Source organism: Buttiauxella sp. BIGb0552 (genome assembly GCF_004366275.1).
Lineage (GTDB): Bacteria > Pseudomonadota > Gammaproteobacteria > Enterobacterales > Enterobacteriaceae > Buttiauxella > Buttiauxella gaviniae.
In genome coordinates this window covers 534,736-553,925 of record NZ_SODY01000002.1, presented here as the reverse complement: position 1 = coordinate 553,925, position 19,190 = coordinate 534,736, and the positions used below count along the sequence as shown (strand labels likewise).

At 50.1% G+C, this 19,190-nt stretch carries 18 protein-coding genes; 3 read left to right on the top strand and 15 right to left on the bottom strand.

Annotation, left to right across the window (positions count from 1 at the left end; all coding sequences use genetic code 11):
• Nucleotides 1-92: 92 nt before the first annotated feature.
• The 6 genes from rlpA to EDF88_RS07335 all read right to left on the bottom strand — a co-directional run bounded on the left by rlpA (nucleotide 93) and on the right by EDF88_RS07335 (nucleotide 5,956).
• Nucleotides 93-1,241: an endolytic peptidoglycan transglycosylase RlpA gene (gene rlpA / locus EDF88_RS07360; RefSeq protein WP_134183789.1), complete on the bottom strand. Its 1,149-nt coding sequence runs from the start codon at nucleotides 1,239-1,241 to the stop codon at nucleotides 93-95.
• Nucleotides 1,242-1,257: 16 nt separating this feature from the next.
• Nucleotides 1,258-2,370 carry a peptidoglycan glycosyltransferase MrdB gene (gene mrdB / locus EDF88_RS07355; RefSeq protein ID WP_064557196.1) on the bottom strand — a complete coding sequence of 371 codons (1,113 nt, stop codon included), beginning with the start codon at nucleotides 2,368-2,370 and terminating at the stop codon, nucleotides 1,258-1,260.
• 2 nt (nucleotides 2,371-2,372) lie between these two features.
• Nucleotides 2,373-4,274 carry a peptidoglycan DD-transpeptidase MrdA gene (gene mrdA / locus EDF88_RS07350; RefSeq protein ID WP_134183787.1) on the bottom strand — a complete coding sequence of 634 codons (1,902 nt, stop codon included), beginning with the start codon at nucleotides 4,272-4,274 and terminating at the stop codon, nucleotides 2,373-2,375.
• Between the two features lie 27 nt (nucleotides 4,275-4,301).
• The gene (rlmH, locus tag EDF88_RS07345; RefSeq protein WP_064517027.1) at nucleotides 4,302-4,772 is read right to left on the bottom strand and encodes a 23S rRNA (pseudouridine(1915)-N(3))-methyltransferase RlmH; all 471 of its coding nucleotides are present in this window, start codon (nucleotides 4,770-4,772) and stop codon (nucleotides 4,302-4,304) included.
• Between the two features lie 3 nt (nucleotides 4,773-4,775).
• Nucleotides 4,776-5,093, bottom strand: a complete 318-nt coding sequence (rsfS, locus tag EDF88_RS07340) for a ribosome silencing factor (protein ID WP_064517029.1) — start codon at nucleotides 5,091-5,093, stop codon at nucleotides 4,776-4,778.
• A 251-nt stretch (nucleotides 5,094-5,344) separates the two neighbouring features.
• Complete coding sequence (locus tag EDF88_RS07335) at nucleotides 5,345-5,956, bottom strand: adenosylcobalamin/alpha-ribazole phosphatase (protein WP_134183785.1); 612 nt, start codon at nucleotides 5,954-5,956, stop codon at nucleotides 5,345-5,347.
• An 84-nt stretch (nucleotides 5,957-6,040) separates the two neighbouring features.
• Here EDF88_RS07335 and cobD point away from each other — a divergent pair, with 84 nt between their 5' ends.
• Nucleotides 6,041-7,135 (top strand): threonine-phosphate decarboxylase CobD, encoded by a 1,095-nt coding sequence (cobD, locus tag EDF88_RS07330; protein WP_134183783.1) that lies wholly within the window; start codon nucleotides 6,041-6,043, stop codon nucleotides 7,133-7,135.
• On the opposite strand, the gene nadD is transcribed toward cobD, so the two are convergent.
• From nadD to leuS, 4 genes are read right to left on the bottom strand one after another with little or no spacing between them, the layout of a single operon-like run.
• The gene (nadD, locus tag EDF88_RS07325) at nucleotides 7,107-7,760 is read right to left on the bottom strand and encodes a nicotinate-nucleotide adenylyltransferase (RefSeq protein WP_134183781.1); all 654 of its coding nucleotides are present in this window, start codon (nucleotides 7,758-7,760) and stop codon (nucleotides 7,107-7,109) included. The genes cobD and nadD overlap by 29 nt on opposite strands.
• On the bottom strand, nucleotides 7,753-8,784 hold the full coding sequence (gene holA / locus EDF88_RS07320; protein WP_134183779.1) for a DNA polymerase III subunit delta: 1,032 nt from the start codon (nucleotides 8,782-8,784) through the stop codon (nucleotides 7,753-7,755). The genes nadD and holA overlap by 8 nt, the downstream gene beginning before the upstream one ends.
• Nucleotides 8,781-9,395 carry an LPS assembly lipoprotein LptE gene (gene lptE / locus EDF88_RS07315; RefSeq protein WP_134183777.1) on the bottom strand — a complete coding sequence of 205 codons (615 nt, stop codon included), beginning with the start codon at nucleotides 9,393-9,395 and terminating at the stop codon, nucleotides 8,781-8,783. Before lptE ends, holA begins: the two co-directional genes overlap by 4 nt.
• A gap of 14 nt (nucleotides 9,396-9,409) precedes the next feature.
• Complete coding sequence (leuS, locus tag EDF88_RS07310; RefSeq protein ID WP_134183774.1) at nucleotides 9,410-11,992, bottom strand: leucine--tRNA ligase; 2,583 nt, start codon at nucleotides 11,990-11,992, stop codon at nucleotides 9,410-9,412.
• A gap of 253 nt (nucleotides 11,993-12,245) precedes the next feature.
• Between leuS and EDF88_RS07305 the strand changes: the two genes are divergently transcribed.
• Both EDF88_RS07305 and dctP read left to right on the top strand, forming a co-directional pair.
• On the top strand, nucleotides 12,246-12,728 hold the full coding sequence (locus EDF88_RS07305) for a zinc ribbon-containing protein (RefSeq protein WP_064517046.1): 483 nt from the start codon (nucleotides 12,246-12,248) through the stop codon (nucleotides 12,726-12,728).
• 24 nt (nucleotides 12,729-12,752) lie between these two features.
• Entirely contained in the window at nucleotides 12,753-13,799 is a 1,047-nt protein-coding gene (dctP, locus tag EDF88_RS07300; protein ID WP_134183772.1) for a TRAP transporter substrate-binding protein DctP, read from the top strand.
• Between the two features lie 52 nt (nucleotides 13,800-13,851).
• Here the strand turns inward: dctP and EDF88_RS07295 are convergent, their stop codons facing one another.
• The 5 genes from EDF88_RS07295 to lnt form a co-directional block, all read right to left on the bottom strand.
• Entirely contained in the window at nucleotides 13,852-14,577 is a 726-nt protein-coding gene (locus EDF88_RS07295) for an amino acid ABC transporter ATP-binding protein (RefSeq protein ID WP_064517051.1), read from the bottom strand.
• Nucleotides 14,577-15,251 (bottom strand): glutamate/aspartate ABC transporter permease GltK, encoded by a 675-nt coding sequence (gene gltK / locus EDF88_RS07290; RefSeq protein ID WP_134183770.1) that lies wholly within the window; start codon nucleotides 15,249-15,251, stop codon nucleotides 14,577-14,579. Before gltK ends, EDF88_RS07295 begins: the two co-directional genes overlap by 1 nt.
• On the bottom strand, nucleotides 15,251-15,991 hold the full coding sequence (locus tag EDF88_RS07285; RefSeq protein ID WP_134183768.1) for an amino acid ABC transporter permease: 741 nt from the start codon (nucleotides 15,989-15,991) through the stop codon (nucleotides 15,251-15,253). Before EDF88_RS07285 ends, gltK begins: the two co-directional genes overlap by 1 nt.
• 329 nt (nucleotides 15,992-16,320) lie before the next feature.
• A complete protein-coding gene (locus EDF88_RS07280; protein ID WP_064517055.1) occupies nucleotides 16,321-17,232 on the bottom strand; it encodes an amino acid ABC transporter substrate-binding protein in 912 nt (303 codons plus the stop codon).
• Between the two features lie 413 nt (nucleotides 17,233-17,645).
• Complete coding sequence (gene lnt / locus EDF88_RS07275) at nucleotides 17,646-19,187, bottom strand: apolipoprotein N-acyltransferase (RefSeq protein WP_134183766.1); 1,542 nt, start codon at nucleotides 19,185-19,187, stop codon at nucleotides 17,646-17,648.
• Between the last annotated feature and the right edge of the window lie 3 nt (nucleotides 19,188-19,190).

Below are 19,190 nucleotides of genomic sequence, written 5' to 3'. Positions count from 1 at the left end.
CAAAAGCGATTTTTGCTGGCATCCGTCTTTGCGCATCATTTGTTAATGGAATTTACATTAATTGACGCACGACGGATGCCAGACACAACCACTTACATAGCGGGTGCGTTAGTGATGAAAGATTGCTGCTGGGCTTCGCTCATTAAACGTTGTTGCACAGCAGCAGCTTCGTTCCGACTGCCAAATGGCCCAAGCTGTACACGGAACATAGCACCGTTAGTGGAAACCTTGCCCGGCACGCCAAATTGCTGGCTAAGTTTTTGCTGCCACTGAGTTGCACGAGTCTGATCGCTGACTGCACCGACCTGAACGACATAACGCCCGGAAGCTGTGGCAACTGGAGCTGCTGTCTGTACGTTACCCTGAACTGAGCCTGGCGCAGTAACCGGTGCATTTTGTTGTACATGTGCTGCCGTTTGAACTGGTGTTGCTGCTACTGCAGGAGCCGTGGCAACTACAGGCTGGTCATTTTCAATCACGCCGGGGGCCAGTGGAGTTGCAGCACCTAAGAAACCACTGCTATTTACTGGGGCTCCGGTTGTGTCTTCACTTTTCAGTGAGGAGTTACTAATGGCGCGTACTTCACCTTGCGGAGCTTCTGTTGGCATTCCTGAAGAAGCACTGCCCATTCCACCACTTAAATCAGGGCGAGCGGGGAGGATGTAGGTCTGTTTGGCAACAGTTGTACACACAGTCCCAGGTCCGGACATGGAACCATCCTGGGCAACAATAATTGGGTCGATGCGTACTTTGGTGTTGTTTGAGTTGTTCAAACGGTCGGCTGCGGCGCGTGATAATGAAATGACACGATCATTGCCATAAGGACCACGATCGTTAATACGCACGACAATCATGCGCCCATTTGCGAGGTTTGTGATACGCGCATAGCTTGGAATAGGAAGTGTTGGATGGGCAGCAGTCAGGGCAGTCGCATCAAATGGCTCGCCTGATGCTGTCAGGTTGCTACCGGGTTCCGCATCATAAATAGCGGCAAAACCTGCCTGGCTAAAGTTTGCCGGATTCTGCACGATTTTGTAGCGTTTACCGTTATTTTCGTAATCCTGATTAGCCGAAGGATTCAACGGTTCAAAGCGCGGTTCCGCACCGCTTATCTCAACCGTCGGTCCATTACACACCGCCGGTTGCGGTTGCTGGTTTACCTGTTGTTGATCACCGTCATCAGACGAGCAGCCAGCCAGTATTGCAGCAACGACACAGATCCCAAGCCAACGCTTAACCATTACGCACCTCATCCACTTACACGCTTTTTGATAACATTTTTCTGTGGGTATGTATCGACATCACGATACCAAACCCGGCCATCAGAACGATCAGGGCCGAGCCCCCGTAGCTCACCAGCGGCAAAGGTACGCCGACCACCGGTAAGATACCACTAACCATACCAATGTTAACAAACACATATACGAATAAAATCAACATCAGCCCACCAGCCATTACTCGACCAAATGTGGTCTGAGCACGAGCGGCAATGATAAGGCCGCGCATAATAAGCAATAGATAGAGCGCCAGTAACACCAGAACACCCACCAAGCCTAGCTCTTCGGCAAGTACTGCAAAGATAAAGTCAGTGTGGCGTTCGGGTAAGAATTCGAGTTGCGACTGTGTTCCGTGTAACCAACCTTTGCCACGTAATCCGCCAGAACCAATAGCAATTTTAGACTGAATAATATGATAGCCAGCACCGAGAGGGTCACTTTCCGGATCAAGCAGCATCATTACGCGTGCACGTTGGTAATCGTGCATCAGGAAGAACCACAGAATCGGAATAAAGGCGGCAACCAATAGCACGGCAACACCGATAAGTTTCCAGCTCATACCGGATAAGAACAGCACGAACAGTCCTGATGCGGCAATGAGAATAGACGTTCCCAGATCGGGCTGAGCGGCAACCAGCAGCGTCGGCATGAAAATGAGTATCAGCGCGATGCCGGTATTCTTCAGTGTTGGTGGGCAGACATCGCGGTTAATAAAGCGCGCCACCATCAGCGGCACGGCAATTTTTGCGATTTCGGACGGCTGGAAACGCACAATACCGAGGTCAAGCCAGCGTTGTGCACCTTTGGATATCGCTCCAAACGCATCCACCGCCACCAATAATATTATGCAGACAATATACAGATAAGGAGCCCAGCCTTCGTACACGCGAGGCGGGATTTGCGCCATCACGATCATCACAACCAGCCCCATCAGGATCTGGCCAATTTTACGCTCCATCATGTCCATGTCCTGGCCACTGGCGCTCCAGATTACCAGCGCACTAAAGATAAGCAGTGCCAGAACGGTCACAAGGAAGAGCGGATCGATGTGGATTTTATCCCAGAACGACTTTTTATTTGGATTATCAGTCATGGTTATTGATCCTCTGCACCTGCTGCTGCCGGTGCTTCAGTAGGCAGAACCGTATTGTCGTCCCCAAGCATAATATGGTCGAGGATCTGGCGCATGATGGTGCCTACAGCGGGGCCTGCGCCGCCGTTTTCCAGAATCATGGTGACGGAAACCTGTGGGTTATCGTATGGAGCGAAAGCGGTCATCAGTTTATGGTCGCGTAAGCGTTCAGCAATTTTATGAGCGTTATAAGTTTCATTAGCTTTCAGACCAAAGACCTGTGCCGTCCCTGATTTCGCAGCAATCTTGTACGGTGCATTGGCAAAGTATTTATGGGCTGTACCGTTAGGGCGGTTGGCTACGCCATACATCCCATCTTTGGCAATTTCCCAGTAACCTGAGTGAATATCGCCAACCGGCGGTTGAACCGGCTGCTGCCACGGCACTTTTTTGCCGTTCTCAACGGTGCTCGACAAAAAATGAGGGACACGAACGATGCCGTCGTTAATCAGGATCATCATTGCTTTGCTCATTTGAATCGGAGTCGCGGTCCAGTAGCCCTGGCCGATACCAACAGGAATTGTGTCACCCTGATACCATGGCTTTTTAAAGCGTTTCTGCTTCCATTCGCGTGTTGGCATGTTGCCGGACCTCTCTTCAGAGAGATCGATACCGGTATAGTGCCCGTAGCCAAACTTACGCATCCACTCGCCCATACGGTCGATGCCCATGTCGTAAGCGACCTGATAGAAATAGGTATCAGCGGATTCTTCAAGCGCTTTGGTGACGTTCAGGCGGCCGTGGCCCCACTTTTTCCAGTCACGATAGCGTTTTTCAGAACCAGGTAACTGCCACCAGCCTGGGTCAAAGAGGGAAGTATTGCGGGTGATTACCCCAGCACTTAACGCGGATACCGCCATATACGGTTTCACCGTGGAAGCCGGAGGGTAAACCCCTTGCGTTGCACGGTTAATAAGCGGCGTGTTCGGGTCATTGAGCAAACCGGAATAGTCTTTGCTTGAGATGCCATCAACGAACAAGTTCGGGTTGTAACTTGGCATCGAAACAAGCGCCAGAATGCCGCCGGTGCGTGGGTCGGTGACCACAACTGCTGCACGGCTTCCTGCTAATAAGGTTTCAATGTAATTCTGTAGCTTAAGGTCGATAGTCAGATAGATATCGTGCCCAGCTTGTGGCGGCACTTCCTTGAGCTGGCGAATGACACGGCCACGGTTGTTGACTTCAACTTCTTCATAACCAGTCTTGCCATGCAAGACATCTTCGTAATAACGTTCAATACCGAGCTTGCCGATATCATGCGTTGAGGCGTAGTTTGCCAGCTTGCCGTCTTTATCAAGGCGTTCAACGTCTTTATCGTTAATTTTGGAAACGTAGCCAATGACATGTGTCAGTGCTGAGCCATAGGGGTAGAAACGACGTTTATAGCCCTTGACCTCAACACCCGGGAAACGGTACTGATTCACGGCAAAACGGGCAACCTGCACTTCGGTGAGGTTGGTTTTCACCGGAATAGAGGTGAAGCGATGAGAACGTGCTCGCTCTTTCTTAAAGTTGGCAATATCGTCGTCAGTTAAATCTACGACTGAACGTAACGCTTCAAGCGTCGCCTGCACGTCGTCCACTTTCTCAGGCATCATTTCCACTTGGTAAATGGTGCGGTTGAGGGCGAGTGGTGTGCCGTTGCGATCGTAGATAATGCCGCGGCTAGGCGGAATGGGGACCAGTTTTATGCGGTTTTCATTCGAGCGAGTTTGGTAGTCAGTGAAACGGACGATTTGTAAATTATAAAGGTTGGCGACAAGCACACCGCTTAGCACCAAAATGCCTAGAAACGCGACCAGCGCCCGGCGCACAAAAAGCGCAGACTCAGCTGTATAGTCACGAAAAGAATTCTGTAATTTCATCCGCAGCTTTGTTCTACCTGACGATATCTACTCACGGTGATAAGGATGGTTGGTCGTAATGCTCCACGCACGGTAGAGGCTTTCTGCTACCAGCACCCGAACTAAAGGATGTGGCATTGTCAGAGTGGACAGTGACCAGCTTTGCTCTGCCGCAGCTTTGCATGCTGGAGCGAGTCCTTCTGGGCCGCCAATCAGCAAGCTTACATCTCTACCATCCTGTTTCCAGCGTTCAAGCTGCACGGCAAGGTGCGGTGTATCCCAAGGTTGCCCTGGGATATCCAGCGTGACAATTCGGTTGCCCTTGCCGGCTGCAGCCAACATCATTTCGCCTTCTTTTTCGAGAATGCGTTTGATATCGGCATTTTTGCTGCGTTTTCCCGCAGGAATTTCTACCAGTTCGAATGGCATATCCTTGGGAAAACGACGCAGGTACTCGGTAAAGCCGATTTGCACCCAGTCAGGCATTTTGGTGCCAACTGCTACTAATTGCAGCTTCACTCATTAACCCCAGAGCTTTTCCAATTCGTATAGCTGGCGGCTTTCTTCTTGCATCACATGGACGATAATTTCGCCAAGGTCAACAACCACCCAGTCAGTCGCATTCACGCCTTTCACGCCCAAAGCTTCAAAACCGGCTTTGCGAGATGATTCTACGACGTGTTCAGCGATGGACATAACGTGACGGTTAGAGGTGCCGGTACAGATAATCATGCAATCAGTGATGCTTGATTTACCCTGAACATCCAGAGCAATGATGTCCTGGCCTTTGAGGTCGTCGATTTTATCAACGATGAAATCTTGAAATTCTTTACCCTGCAAGTGTTCCCCCTGGGAAAAGTAGAGTGTGTTCGATTTAGCCCGCATGATACCCATAATGGGGCAGCTTTACTGACAATTCGGCAATGCGGCGCTCAAAGCGGGGTATCATCCCACCGAGTGGCCTGGTTTGCATCGCCATTTTTGTAAAACTATTTTGGAAAGTCATGCTTGCGGGCAGGAAATTATGGCAGCGGAGCATAACAGTCTGAGGTGTAGTGTCAATGGTTGACGATACCAGAGACGTTGGCAACTTATTGCACCGGCGGACAAATAGCCCGGTTATTGAGAGTCCTGAGTGTGGTAAACCCCTCTCGAATCTCAATTGAACTCCATGCCCCTTGTTCAATTACAAAGTGCCACAATGACGCGGGCGGCATGTTGAGCAGGGTAGCGATAAGCAGACTCAGTACGCCCTGATGGCTCACAATCAAAACATTTTCATCTTTTGGCAACGTGGATAACGATGCGGAGAATTCGCTGACACGGCGGGAAAAAAGCTGGAAGCCCTCACCATTGCGGGGAATAACGTTCTGCCAGTCGTTGCACCATGCGGCGTAGTTTTCGCTATCCAAACGCTGTAAATCACGGTGATGGCGCATCTCCCAGTCACCAAAATTCATCTCATTTAGGCGTGGTTCGGTAACTACAGGGATTTTACGTTGCTGGAGAATCAATTGAGTGGTGTGTTGCGCCCGGCCCAACTCACTGCAAAGCACCTTCTCAAAAGCAACATGACTTAGCATATCGCCTACCGCTTCGGCCTGGTTGATGCCTTCCGCAGTCAGTGGAGTTTCAGAAATGCCACTGTAAAGACCGTCTAAATTTGCCTGGGTTTGTCCATGGCGCACTAACCATAATTTCATCTCATCCTCGCGCAAACATTGGCTGGCACTGGCATAAGTGTATCATTGCACCTCAAGTTCGAAGTCTGTTTTATTGGGGGACGTATGGCGTTCAGTAGTCAGCACGGCGGCAATATCATTGAAGCTGCAGCTGTTATGGGTGTGGATGCGAATTCACTTATCGATTTTAGTGCCAATATTAACCCATTGGGTATGCCCGATTCATTGAAGCGCGCCATTACCGAAAACCTGGCTATTGCTGAACGTTACCCTGACGTTGAATATCGCGCGCTGCACCAGGCTTTGGCCGAACATCATCAAGTCCCCCAAGAATGGGTATTGGCAGGTAATGGCGAAACGGAGCTGATATTTAATCTAGTACAGCAACTCTTGCCACATAAGGCGCTGTTATTGACGCCGGGTTTTGCTGAATATCGTCGTGCGCTAACGCGAGTTAATTGCGAAATAATTGATTTTCATCTTAGTGAAGAACAAAGCTGGCAACCTGATGAATCATTATTGCAGGCATTAACCCCCGATTTGGATTGCTTGTTTTTATGCACACCGAATAACCCGACTGGTTTGATGCCTGAGAAATCTTTGCTTTTGGCCATTGCACAGCGTTGCCAGGAAAACCATATTGATTTAATTCTTGATGAAGCCTTCCTCGATTTTTTACCCAATGAGCCAGGCCTGATTCCGCACTTAGCAAAGTTCTCCCGACTTTATGTTCTGCGCTCACTCACCAAATTTTTTGCTATTGCCGGTCTACGACTTGGTTATATGGTGAGTGCCAATACAGAAGTGGTTGGACGTATTCGAAGACAAAGAGAACCATGGACCATTAATGCATTTGCTGCATTGGCAGGAGAGGTGATTCTCAATGACAGGGCTTATATTGAGGCGAGTTATCGTTGGCTAAGCACCGAACAACCTCGCTTGTTTAAAGGTCTTGGTGAGCTATCGGGAATTAAAGTATGGCCTCCACGGGCGAACTATATTTTTCTACGTTGTGAAATTGAAGGTTTAGATCTGCAACAACGGTTGCTGGAAGAGAATATTTTAATTCGTCACTGTGCAAATTATCCGGGACTAGATTCGCGCTATTACCGTGTGGCGATTAAAAGCCCTGTCGACAACGACAAACTGCTGGCTGCCATGCAGCGCATTCTCAGCAATACAGATTGTGCTGGCGAATAAACTCAGCGACTGCTGGGGGGAGTAGATCATCACAGGTTTGATGCTGCTCTAATCGTTGGCGGATAGCCGTTGCCGAAATGTCATACATTGGCGTTTGCGCGAGGTAAATCTGACCGGCAGGCTGGCTATGGAGCTCTTCAACCGAATCGGTTTGATGCGCTTCAAGCCATTGCTGTTCCTCAGGTGTGTTCATCGACAGAGAATATCCGGGACGTTGGCAAACCAGCAGGTGGCATAACGTCAGCAGTGTTTCCCAACGATGCCAGCGTTGCAGGCTAAGCAAGGAGTCCTGTCCCACGATAAACGCCAAAGGTTGTTCAGCTCCAATCTCAGCACGCAACTGTTCCAGAGTTTCAACGGTGTACGACGGTGTTTCACGTTGTAATTCACGGTCGTCTAGCTTAAATAGCGAGTTCCCGGAAATAGCCAACTCCACCATTGTCTTACGCTGCTGGCTATTCGCCAGTGGCTGAGGGCGATGTGGTGGGACGTTATTCGGCATGATAGTGACTTGTTGCAGTGCCACCTGTTTTGCCAGTGCTTCGACCGGTCTTAAATGCCCGTAATGGATGGGGTCGAATGTCCCGCCATACAGAGCAGTTAACCTCGGCGCACTCTTAGCCATCGATGAAAATTTCCGGCAGTGCTTTATGGCACAGCAAAAGAGAAAGCCCTTCCAGCTCGGCCCAGACCGACTGGCCGTAATCTTTTTTCAGCGTCATTTCGATTTGACTCAGCAAACGCACCGCCTGATAAAGCTGTTCTGCAGATAAGCGATTGAGTGCTTCCGTCACCAGCGCACGACGATTCTGCCACACGCGCTGTTGGTCAAATAAAGTACGTAGCGGAGTATGCGCTGACTGGCGTTTAAGATTAACCAGTTGCAGTAGCTCGCGCTGGATTGTTCGCAGCAAAATCACTGGTTCGCTTGCTTCCAACCGGAGCTGTTGCAGAATATGCAATGCACGCTTACTTTTCCCTGCCAGAATCGCATCCACCCAATGGAATGGAGTGAAGTGAGCTGCATCGTTTACCGCTTGCTCAACCCGAGGCAAGGTCAACGTACCATCAGGCCAAATCAGCGAAAGACGTTCCAGGGCTTGTGACAGTGCCAGCAGATTTCCTTCATAGCAATAACACAGCAGTTGGTTGGCCGCATCATCGAGTGTGAGATTCATCTGTTTAGCGCGTTGGGCTACCCAGCGAGGCAATTGAGCCTGTTCCGGAGTTTGACAGGTCACAATAACGCAACGTTCGGCCAGTGGACTCAGCCACGCGGCATTTTCTTGAGCTTTGGTGAATTTGTTACCACGCACCAGCAGAAGAATGTCGTCATGCAGCAGGGACACCAGAGTTTCTAGTTGGGCATTGATCGCAGCGTTTGGACCATTTTCTGGTAACAGCAACAGAAGTGTCTGGCGACTGGCGAACAGGCTTAAAGCCTGGCAAATCGAGAACAGATCTTGCCAGTCGGTACTGACATCAATCTGAACGGTATGGTGTTCTTCGAAACCCTGGGTGCCAGCCATTTGGCGAATGGCATCCTGGCTCTCCTGGAGTAATAGCGGATCGTTACCGAGTAGCAAATACGCCGCGCGCAGCCCTTCATTGAGCTGCGCGCGAAGTTGTTCAGGGTACAACCTTATCATTGGCTACCAGATGTGGCCGAAAGCGTGGTCGAAGTGCGGCCTGCTGGCGTAGAAGTTGAGGTTGTGCCTTTAACCGGCGTCTCAGCTGCTTCGGTTTCAGCGACATCAGCAACATGCACGGTCATCAGCTTACGAATAAGCTGTTGAGCTGCAGTGGTGTACATCTCTTTGATCAATAAATCTTGCTCGGCATCTTTTTGCAGTGCAGCAAGTGGGTTATCAAAGAATGACTTATACACTCTGGCGTTAATTGGATAAATGTCATGACCCGGAATCAGCACCTGCGCTGAAACTGTCATAACCATTTGATACTCCGCTGTGCGACCATCCTGGAAGACAGATGCAGTATCTTTTCCGAGTGAGCTGCCTAGTAAGCGCAGCGACGGAATATCCTTGCGAACTCCCGTTCCGGTATCGCTGACTATCGTAACGCCGTTAAGGCGCAACTGAGAGCGTACTTCACGCGCTAGTGGGCCGTTCGGATCACCAGAGTTGAAGATCAAGGTTTTCATTTGATCTGGAACCTGCGTGCTGCCACGCAGGTGAAAACCACACCCGGCAGTGACAAGCACCGCCAAAGTAACTAACAAGCTGATAAAGGGATGTCGCACGGTTCCTCCTGCGCTTAGCCCACAACCAAATTGAGCAGTTTGCCCGGAACGTAAATCACTTTACGTACGGTCACACCCTCAAGATATTTCGCAACCAGATGTTCCTGACCTGCGCGTTCCTGCACTTGTTCTTGCGTTGCATCCGCTGGAACAGTGATTTTGCCGCGAACTTTACCGTTCACCTGTACAACCACCAGCAGCGAGTCTTCGACCATCGCTTTTTCATCAGCCTGTGGCCATGGTGCGTTGTCGATATCGCCTTCGCCACCCAGTGACTGCCACATATCGAAGCAAACATGCGGGGTGAAAGGATAAAGCATGCGAACCACAGCAATCAGCGCTTCATTCAGCAGCGCGCGGTCTTGATCGCCGTCCTGTGGTGCTTTCGCCAGTTTGTTCATCAATTCCATGATGGCAGCGATTGCGGTGTTAAAGGTCTGACGACGACCAATATCATCGGTCACTTTCGCGATGGTTTTATGAACATCACGGCGCAATGCTTTTTGATCTTCGCTAAGAGCTGCAACGTCAAGCGCTGGAGCTGCACCGCGGCTGGTGTGCTCGTAAGCCAGTCTCCAGACACGTTTCAGGAAGCGGTTAGCCCCTTCAACGCCAGATTCCTGCCATTCCAGCGTCATATCCGCAGGAGAGGCAAACATCATAAACAGGCGAACAGTATCTGCGCCGTAGCGTTCAACCATGACTTGTGGGTCGATGCCGTTGTTTTTCGACTTCGACATTTTACTCATGCCAGCATAGACCAGTTCATTGCCCTGTGCGTCGCAGGCTTTGATAATACGGCCTTTCTCGTCACGTTCTACAATCGCATCAACCGGAGAAACCCAGTTACGCTCACCGTTAACACCGGTGTAATAGAACGCATCAGCCAGAACCATACCCTGACACAGCAGTTGTTTGGCGGGCTCGTTAGAGGTCACCATGCCTGCATCACGCATCAGTTTGTGGAAGAAGCGGAAGTAGAGCAGGTGCATGATGGCGTGTTCGATGCCACCAATGTAGATATCAACCGGCAGCCAGTAGTTAGCTGCTTTGGAATCCAGCATACCTTTGTCGTACTGCGGGCAGGTGTAACGCGCGTAGTACCAGGAAGATTCCATAAAGGTATCGAAGGTATCGGTTTCACGCAGCGCAGGTTTGCCATCAATAGTGGTTTTTGCCCACTCAGGATCGGCTTTAATTGGGCTGGTGATACCGTCCATTACGACATCTTCAGGCAGGATAACAGGCAGCTGATCTGCAGGCGTTGGCATAACGGTGCCGTCTTCCAGAGTCACCATTGGAATTGGCGCGCCCCAGTAACGCTGACGGGAAACACCCCAGTCGCGCAGACGATAGTTAACTTTACGCTCGCCAACACCTTTAGCTGCCAGTTTGTCGGCAATAGCGTTAAAGCCGTTCTGGAAGTCCAGACCGTCGAACTCACCTGAATTGAACAGAACGCCTTTTTCGGTCATTGCTGAAGCCGTCAGGTCTGGTTCGCTGCCGTCAGCATTCAGAATAACCGGTTTGATTTGCAGACCGTATTTAGTCGCAAATTCCCAGTCGCGCTGGTCGTGGCTAGGAACAGCCATCACCGCACCGGTGCCATATTCCATCAGGACGAAGTTTGCTACCCAAACTGGAACAGATTCGCCAGTCAGTGGGTGAATAGCGTTAACGCCAGTCGCAACACCTTTCTTCTCCATCGTTGCCATTTCAGCTTCGGCAACTTTGGTGTTACGGCACTCTTCAACGAACTCAGCCAGCGCTGGGTTGTTCAAGGCTGCTTGCTGCGCGATTGGGTGACCTGCGGCAACGGCCAGATAGGTCACGCCCATAAAGGTGTCCGGACGCGTGGTGTAAACAGTCAGTTTCTCAGCGCTGTTTTCCACATCGAAAGTGATTTCAACACCCTCAGAGCGGCCAATCCAGTTACGCTGCATGGTTTTGACCTGCTCAGGCCAATGGTCCAGCGTATCCAGGTCGTTTAACAACTCGTCAGCGTAAGCGGTGATTTTGATAAACCACTGTGGGATCTCTTTACGCTCAACTTTGGAGTCACAACGCCAGCAGCAACCGTCGATAACCTGTTCGTTCGCAAGAACGGTCTGGTCATTCGGGCACCAGTTAACCGCGGAGGTTTTTTTATAAACCAACCCTTTGTTATACAGCTGTGTAAAGAACTGCTGTTCCCAACGGTAATATTCCGGGGTACAGGTCGCCAGCTCGCGGCTCCAGTCATAACCAAAGCCCAGCGTTTTGAGCTGGTTCTTCATATAGTTGATGTTGTCGTAAGTCCACGGTGCTGGAGCGGTGTTATTTTTTACCGCTGCCCCTTCTGCTGGCAGGCCGAACGCATCCCAGCCGATTGGCTGTAGAACGTTTTTGCCAAGCATGCGCTGGTAACGTGCGATAACGTCACCGATGGTGTAGTTACGAACGTGGCCCATGTGTAGTCGGCCAGAAGGATAGGGTAGCATCGAGAGGCAGTAATACTTCTCTTTGCCTTCGTCTTCGGTTACTTCAAAAGTACGCTTCTCTTGCCAGTGAAGCTGTACGTTGGATTCTATCTCTTCCGGGCGATATTGCTCTTGCATGGCAGCCAATGGTCCTGTGATGAAAAACAGCTACAGGTTAGGTTTCATTCCTAACGTGTGATTTGATCCGCATAGCATAGCCGATAAGAGTGCGGCAAAACAGCCTTTCAAGGGCCGTGATCACCATTTCTCATTTGCAGATATTTACCTTGCTTGTGGTCAATCTAACAAAGAGATGCCCGATTAAGGTCTACTATTATAGTCAGTTACATGACACTGAACGCATGAAACTCTTCAAGGAGGCAGGTAGACAATGAACAAGGTTGCTCAATTTTACCGTGAACTGGTGGCCTCACTCACCGAACGGTTACGTAATGGAGAGCGCGATATTGACGAACTGGTCGACAGCGCGCGTAAACGCATGAACGAAACCGGGGAGCTGACTCGTACCGAAGTAGATGAAGTGACGCGTGCAGTCCGCCGTGACTTAGAAGAGTTTGCTCGCAGTTATAACGAAAGCCAGGATGAATTTACTGACAGCGTCTTCATGCGCGTGATTAAAGAGAGTCTTTGGCAGGAACTGGCTGATATCACCGACAAAACGCAGCTCGAGTGGCGCGAAGTTTTCCAGGATCTCAACCATCACGGTGTTTATCATAGCGGTGAAGTGGTAGGCCTTGGCAATTTGGTTTGCGAGAACTGCCATTTCCACCTGGCGATTTATACCCCTGATGTGCTGCCCGTTTGCCCAAAATGTGGGCATAACCAGTTTAGCCGTCGCCCATTTGAACCTTAATTTTCACAACGCGAGGGAACCGCAATGCAACGAAAATCCCTGGCCAGAAAAATTCTGGCCGTCTTCCTCACCATGATGCTGATGCCCACCACGGTATCGGCAGTTCAAATCCTGAAATATTCCGACCATGAACCACTGGGCGGAATGCGCACCAGCTTTATCAAGAACATTTTCTTTACCGAAATTGAAAAGGAATCGCACGGCCGCCTGAAGGTTGACGATCACTGGAACAGTGAACTGGCTCGTAGCTATGATGCTCTGGGTGTCGTTAAAGAAGGGAAGGTTGCTGATATGGCAATCGTGGTGCCTGAATATACGGCGAAAGAATTTCCCCTGCAGCAGATCTTCAAAAGTTTCCCTGTTGGTCCAACGGGTGAAAAACAGGTTGAGTTTTTCCGCAAGGCTTACGCCACTATCCCTGAGTTCCAGGCTGAGTTAGCAAAGCAAAATGTGGTTAACATCTTCCTTGCGACCGGCTATCCCGTGGCTTTTTTCAGTACTAAACCCCTGAGCGCATTAGGTGATATCAAAGGAACAAAGTGGCGTTCAGCCAGTTTCTGGCATCAGGATTTCCTGAAAAATAGCGGTGCAATTCCCGTTTCTATGCCGTGGGGCGAGGGAATTTATGACGCGCTGAAAGCGGGAAGTCTGGACGGATTAATGGTTAACGTCGACAGCGGTTATGAGCTCAACGTGCATAAAACGGCTCCTAATGTTTTGATCTCCAAAGATCTGTGGTTGGGCCATGTTTATCCGTTGGTGATGAATAAAGACACCTGGAATAAACTTGCCGATCAAGACAAGCAAGCCATTCAACGCGCCGCTCAAAAAGCGTATCAAACTTTAGGCTCGGTGATGGACAGCAGTTTCGATGTCATGGTGAGTGAGTCGCGTGATAAAGGTGTAAATATTCGCGAGCTGAAACCTGATGAAGTAAAGCATTGGGAAACGGCGACCCATTACCAGGATGTGCAAAGCAAATGGGTGAAGGAGCAAGAGAGTAAAGGCGTGAAGGACGCAGGTCCGGTGATGAATAAAGTCACAGTGTTAATGAACGAGACTATGAAGTAATTTTGCCGCGCAACCACCGCTCGAGAGGGTGATTGCGCGACTTAATACCGAATCAGTGCAGGATTTTCGCCAGGAAGTCTTTCGCACGTTCGGACTGCGGGTTGTTGAAGAAATCCTCTTTATTCGAGTCTTCGACAATCTTCCCTTCATCCATAAAGATCACGCGATTTGCCACTTTACGGGCAAAGCCCATCTCGTGGGTCACCACCATCATAGTCATCCCTTCGTGTGCCAGCTCAACCATAACGTCCAGCACTTCATTGATCATCTCAGGGTCAAGGGCTGAAGTCGGTTCATCAAACAACATGGCAACCGGGTCCATACACAGTGCACGAGCAATCGCCACACGCTGCTGTTGGCCGCCAGAAAGTTGCGCCGGGAATTTATCCGCATGTGCGGTCAACCCAACACGCTCAAGCAGTTTCAGCCCCTTTTTACGCGACTCTTCTTTGTTGCGTTTCAGCACTTTCACCTGCGCTAACGTCAGGTTTTCAATGATCGACAAATGGGGGAACAGCTCAAAGTGTTGGAATACCATACCGACGTGCGAGCGTAACTCAGCCAGATTGGTTTTCTTATTATTCACCTGGGTGCCGTTCACCACGATTTCGCCTTTCTGCACAGGTTCCAGGCCATTCACGGTTTTAATCAGCGTTGATTTACCCGAGCCAGAAGGCCCGCAAACCACAACGACTTCGCCTTTTTTCACTTCGGTTGAGCAGTCGGTTAGCACCTGAAAGTGACCATACCATTTAGAAACATTTTTCAGGGAAATCATTACACTGTCCTTTTCTTCAAGTAGCTGACCAACAGCGAAGCACTCAGGCTGATTGCGAAATACACCATACCGGCAAACAGGATCATTTCGACCTGGGTTCCGTCGCGCTCACCAATGGTGGAAGCGGTACGGAAGAAGTCAGCCAGACTTAATACATATACCAGTGACGTATCCTGGAACAAGACGATACCTTGCGTTAACAGCAATGGCACCATGGCGCGGAACGCCTGTGGCAGGATAATCAGTTTCATTGATTGCCAGTGCGTCATCCCCAGCGCAAGGGCGGCATTGGACTGCCCTCGAGAGATACTCTGGATACCGGCACGAATAATCTCTGAATAGTAGGCGGCTTCAAACATTGAAAACGCCACCATGGCAGAGATCAGTCGAATATCTGTTTGCGGTGAAAGCCCCAGCACTTTTTGCAGGATCCCTGGCACAACCAGATAAAACCACAGCAGCACCATCACCAGCGGGATAGAGCGGAAAACGTTGACGTAGGCGCTGGCAAACCAGGCTATGGGCTTAATCGGCGACAGGCGCATCACCGCCAGCAGCGTACCCCACACGATACCGAAGATAATCGCCGTAACGGTGATTTTCAGGGTGATGATCAACCCCTGCATCAGATAAGGCATCGCGGGGAGAATAGAACTCCAGTCAAACTCGTACATTATTTGCCTCCCATATTGCCAGGCAGGCGAATTTTGCGTTCAACGACATACATCACCAGCATAATCACAGCGTTAATGAGGACATACGCGAGGGTGATTGCTGTAAAGGATTCATAGGCGTGCGCGGAGTAATCCAGCAATTTACCCGCCTGAGCGGCCATATCGACCAGACCGATAGTTGACGCAATGGCTGAGTTCTTCACCAGGTTCATCATTTCAGATGTCATTGGCGGCACGATAACGCGATAAGCGTTTGGTAACAGTACGTAGCGGTATGCTTGTGGAAGTGTCAGCCCCATCGCCAGTGCGGCATTTTTCTGGCCGCGTGGCAAAGACTGAATGGCTGCACGAACCTGTTCGCATACGCGAGCGGCGGTAAACAGGCCAAGGCAAATCATTGATGACACGAAGAATTGAACATTCGGGTCAAGCTCAGATTTAAACCACATGCCGAGATTTTCAGGCAGTAATTCCGGCACCACTAAGTACCAGGTAAAGAACTGCACGATAAGCGGCACGTTACGGAACAGCTCGACATACAGCGTGCCAAGGCTCGACAGCCATTTATTGGGAACGGTACGTAAAATGCCGAACAGAGAGCCGACGAGGAAAGCGATTATCCATGCACAGATGGACAGGGCGACGGTGACCTGGAAGCCATTCCAAATCCAGCCCAAATAGGTGGTGTTGCCGAACGGGGCGGGCTGTAGAAATATTCCCCAGTTCCAGTCTATAGACATAACATACTCCGAGAAAAAATTGAGGGTAGCGAGTTACGCTACCCTCGAAGATTGATGAGAAGCTTGCACCCTGATTTCAGATCTATGCCTGAGATTTATTGGGGTGCTTTCACGCCGGATGGGGAACGGCCATCCGACGCATAGTCTGTCCGAGCTTCAGTTCGTCAATCGAGAGGGCTGGGTCATCCCGGCCCCTTGTTCTATACCCACCATCCTTCAAGCTGCAGGGGTGTTGGCTGCACTCACTTACCCGAATCACTTACTGAAGTAAGCTCATCGGGATAAGCTCACTGGCCGCCTACCTGCAACTCGAATGCTAACGGGTATGTTTAGTTCAGTGCTTTATCGTTTGGTTCTTTGAACAGGGCTTTCATGTCGTCAGACAGAGCGAAGTTCATGTTGATGTTTTTCGGTGGAATTGGATTCATGAACCACTTATCAAACCATTTCGCCGCTTCACCTGATGTCTGTGCCTGAGCGATGGTGTCATCCATCAGCTTCTTAAACTCTGGATCGTCTTTACGCAGCATACAGCCGTAAGCTTCGCGGGATTGCGGAGTGCCGAGGATTTCCCAGTTATCTTGTTTCTTCGCTTTAGCACGTTCGCCAGCCAACAGGGCATCATCCATCATAAAGGCAACGGCACGACCGCTTTCCAGGGTACGGAAAGAGTCACCGTGGTCTTTGGCACTGATGATACGCATATCCATTTTCTTCTCTTCATTCAGCTTGTTCAGCAGAACTTCAGAAGTGGTACCAGAAGTCACAACAACTGCTTTGCCTTTCAGGTCAGCGAAGTCCTTAATCGGGCCGCCTTTCTTAACCAGCAGACGGGTACCGACGACGAAGATCGTGTCAGAGAACGATGCTTGTTTCTGGCGTTCCAGGTTGTTGGTGGTAGAGCCACACTCAAAATCGAAGGTGCCGTTTTGCAGCAATGGAATACGGTTTTGTGAAGTAATCGGGATCAACTTAACCTGCAGGTCAGGCTTGTTGAGCTTTTTCTTCACGGCTTCAACGATAGCGTTGGAGTAATCCTGTGAATAGCCGACGACTTTTTGTTGGTTATCGTAGTAAGAAAAAGGAACAGAAGACTCACGGTGACCGACCACAATGACGCCGTTTGCGGCAATCTTATCAAGAGTACTTTGTTGAGCTGCAGGTTTAGCATCTTCGGCGTGTGCGATTCCAGCGCCTAAACCCATAACCAGCAAAGCTGAGGCTAGTTTACGTAATTGCATTACCAACTCCTTTATCTTAATGCCATGAGGCATTGATACCCGTTGTGAGTGTTTTACCTGTCATCCCTCGAGCCGCAGTGGCTGAATGCTGCCAAGTATATTTTTGTTGTTGTGTGTTATTGAATAAGCTTAATTCTTTGTCTTTTTGTTAACACTTAACCTAGCTTAATGTAAAGATTTTGCTATCCAGATGTTTATTTTTGCGAAGCGTGCCGCACCGTTTAGAGGCAAAAATCTTCCGTTGCACTACTTTGGTGCTGGCTTTGTCATCGTTTGGTGCATCTCAATGCTTCATGCTGCTCACAGGGTAGTGATTCAGCATTTTGTATCTTTCTAGTGAGTAATATTTTGCAAAGGTTGTGCCAGAAATGAAAATGACCAGCATGAGCTGGCCATTTTTAGGTAATGCAGAATCAGGATTTGCGGCGTGTGCGCAGTGCCAACAGAACAGAGGCAAAGCCAAAGATGAGTGTTGCGCCCCACAGTGGCCAGTTGCCAAAGCGTGCATATGGCGTAATACCGCGCGTTGGCGTGACCTTCGCTTCCAGAACTTCGCGAGTAAACTGCGGGATCATTGCGTCGATATCACCGTTAGCATTAATCACGGCGGTAATACCATTGTTCGTGCTGCGCAGAAGCGGACGACCCAGCTCCAGTGAACGCATACGTGCCATCTGGAAATGCTGCCATGGGCCAATCGATTTGCCGAACCATGCATCATTTGAAATAGTCAGCAGGAAATCTGTATCAGGGCGGAAGTTATCGCGCACTTGCTCGCCAAGGATAATTTCATAACAGATTGCTGGCGTGAGCTTGATACCGTTGGCTGCCAGCTGTGGTTGTAAATACGGGCCACGGCTGAACGACGACATCGGCAAATCAAAGAAGGGAGCCAGTGGGCGCAGAATCGATTCTAAAGGTACGAACTCACCAAACGGCACCAGATGGTTCTTGTTATAACGATCGGCGCTGTTGTAGCTGTACTGATTACCTTCGCCGAGTGTGATAATGGTGTTGTAGGTGTCGTAGCGATTCTGTTTATTCAAACGCGCATCAACAATACCGGTAATGAGCGAGCTGTGTTTAGAACGCAGCAGGTCGTCCATCATCGTCAGGAATTGCTGCTGGTTAATCTCAAGATCCGGGATCGCCGATTCAGGCCAGATAATCAGTTGGGATTTCCCCATCTGCGGCTGCGTTTTATCGAGATAAATTTTCAGCGTATTGAGCAGCTGGTTTTCATCCCATTTCAGGGATTGCGGGATATCACCCTGAACCATCGCGACATCAATCGTGCGTGCAGTTTGTGGCTGATACCACTGAATAGAACGTAAAGGCCACGGCAGGAGCAGCAGGGCTGCAGCAATGACCACAGGACGCCAGTTACGTTCGTGCAGTGCAAACACCAGCAGGCCGCTGATAATCATCAGCAGGAAGGTCACGCTTTCAACACCGAGAATCGGGGCGATGCCTTTTAGCGGGCCATCAATCTGGCTATAACCAAATTGCAGCCACGGGAAGCCAGTTAATACCCAGCCACGCAGGAATTCGGTGAGTTGCCACAGCATGGGTGCTGCGATAGCCACGCGCCACCAGGTGGTTTTGGGGCAAAGCTTGCTGAGGAAACCGCCAAACAAACCGGTGTACAGCGACAAGTAAGCCGCAAGCAGCACCACCAGGAAGATATTAACCGGGCCAGGCATTCCGCCAAACTGCGCGATGCTGACATAAACCCAGTTAATGCCCGAGCCAAATAGCCCCAGCCCCCAGAAGAAACCAATCCACGCACTTTGAATAGCGCGTCGATTTAGTGTCAGCCCTTGAAGCCCTGCCAGAGAAACAATCGCGGCAGGCCAAAAATCGTAAGGGGAGAAAGCCAGCGTTCCGCAGGCACCAAAAAGCAGCGCCAGCAGCAGACGCACACGCTGGCGTTGAAGGAGTAGGGCTATAGACATCTT

What these genes read in the sequence shown, in the direction of transcription:
- EDF88_RS07280 (WP_064517055.1), bottom strand. Translation starts at nt 17,232, where the DNA reads ATGCAATTACGTAAACTAGCCTCAGCTTTGCTGGTTATGGGTTTAGGC.
- EDF88_RS07335 (WP_134183785.1), bottom strand. Translation starts at nt 5,956, where the DNA reads ATGAAATTATGGTTAGTGCGCCATGGACAAACCCAGGCAAATTTAGAC.
- leuS (WP_134183774.1), bottom strand. Translation starts at nt 11,992, where the DNA reads ATGCAAGAGCAATATCGCCCGGAAGAGATAGAATCCAACGTACAGCTT.
- holA (WP_134183779.1), bottom strand. Translation starts at nt 8,784, where the DNA reads ATGATAAGGTTGTACCCTGAACAACTTCGCGCGCAGCTCAATGAAGGG.
- EDF88_RS07305 (WP_064517046.1), top strand. Translation starts at nt 12,246, where the DNA reads ATGAACAAGGTTGCTCAATTTTACCGTGAACTGGTGGCCTCACTCACC.
- lnt (WP_134183766.1), bottom strand. Translation starts at nt 19,187, where the DNA reads ATGTCTATAGCCCTACTCCTTCAACGCCAGCGTGTGCGTCTGCTGCTG.
- cobD (WP_134183783.1), top strand. Translation starts at nt 6,041, where the DNA reads ATGGCGTTCAGTAGTCAGCACGGCGGCAATATCATTGAAGCTGCAGCT.
- mrdB (WP_064557196.1), bottom strand. Translation starts at nt 2,370, where the DNA reads ATGACTGATAATCCAAATAAAAAGTCGTTCTGGGATAAAATCCACATC.
- mrdA (WP_134183787.1), bottom strand. Translation starts at nt 4,274, where the DNA reads ATGAAATTACAGAATTCTTTTCGTGACTATACAGCTGAGTCTGCGCTT.
- dctP (WP_134183772.1), top strand. Translation starts at nt 12,753, where the DNA reads ATGCAACGAAAATCCCTGGCCAGAAAAATTCTGGCCGTCTTCCTCACC.
- gltK (WP_134183770.1), bottom strand. Translation starts at nt 15,251, where the DNA reads ATGTACGAGTTTGACTGGAGTTCTATTCTCCCCGCGATGCCTTATCTG.
- EDF88_RS07295 (WP_064517051.1), bottom strand. Translation starts at nt 14,577, where the DNA reads ATGATTTCCCTGAAAAATGTTTCTAAATGGTATGGTCACTTTCAGGTG.
- EDF88_RS07285 (WP_134183768.1), bottom strand. Translation starts at nt 15,991, where the DNA reads ATGTCTATAGACTGGAACTGGGGAATATTTCTACAGCCCGCCCCGTTC.
- rlpA (WP_134183789.1), bottom strand. Translation starts at nt 1,241, where the DNA reads ATGGTTAAGCGTTGGCTTGGGATCTGTGTCGTTGCTGCAATACTGGCT.
- nadD (WP_134183781.1), bottom strand. Translation starts at nt 7,760, where the DNA reads ATGGCTAAGAGTGCGCCGAGGTTAACTGCTCTGTATGGCGGGACATTC.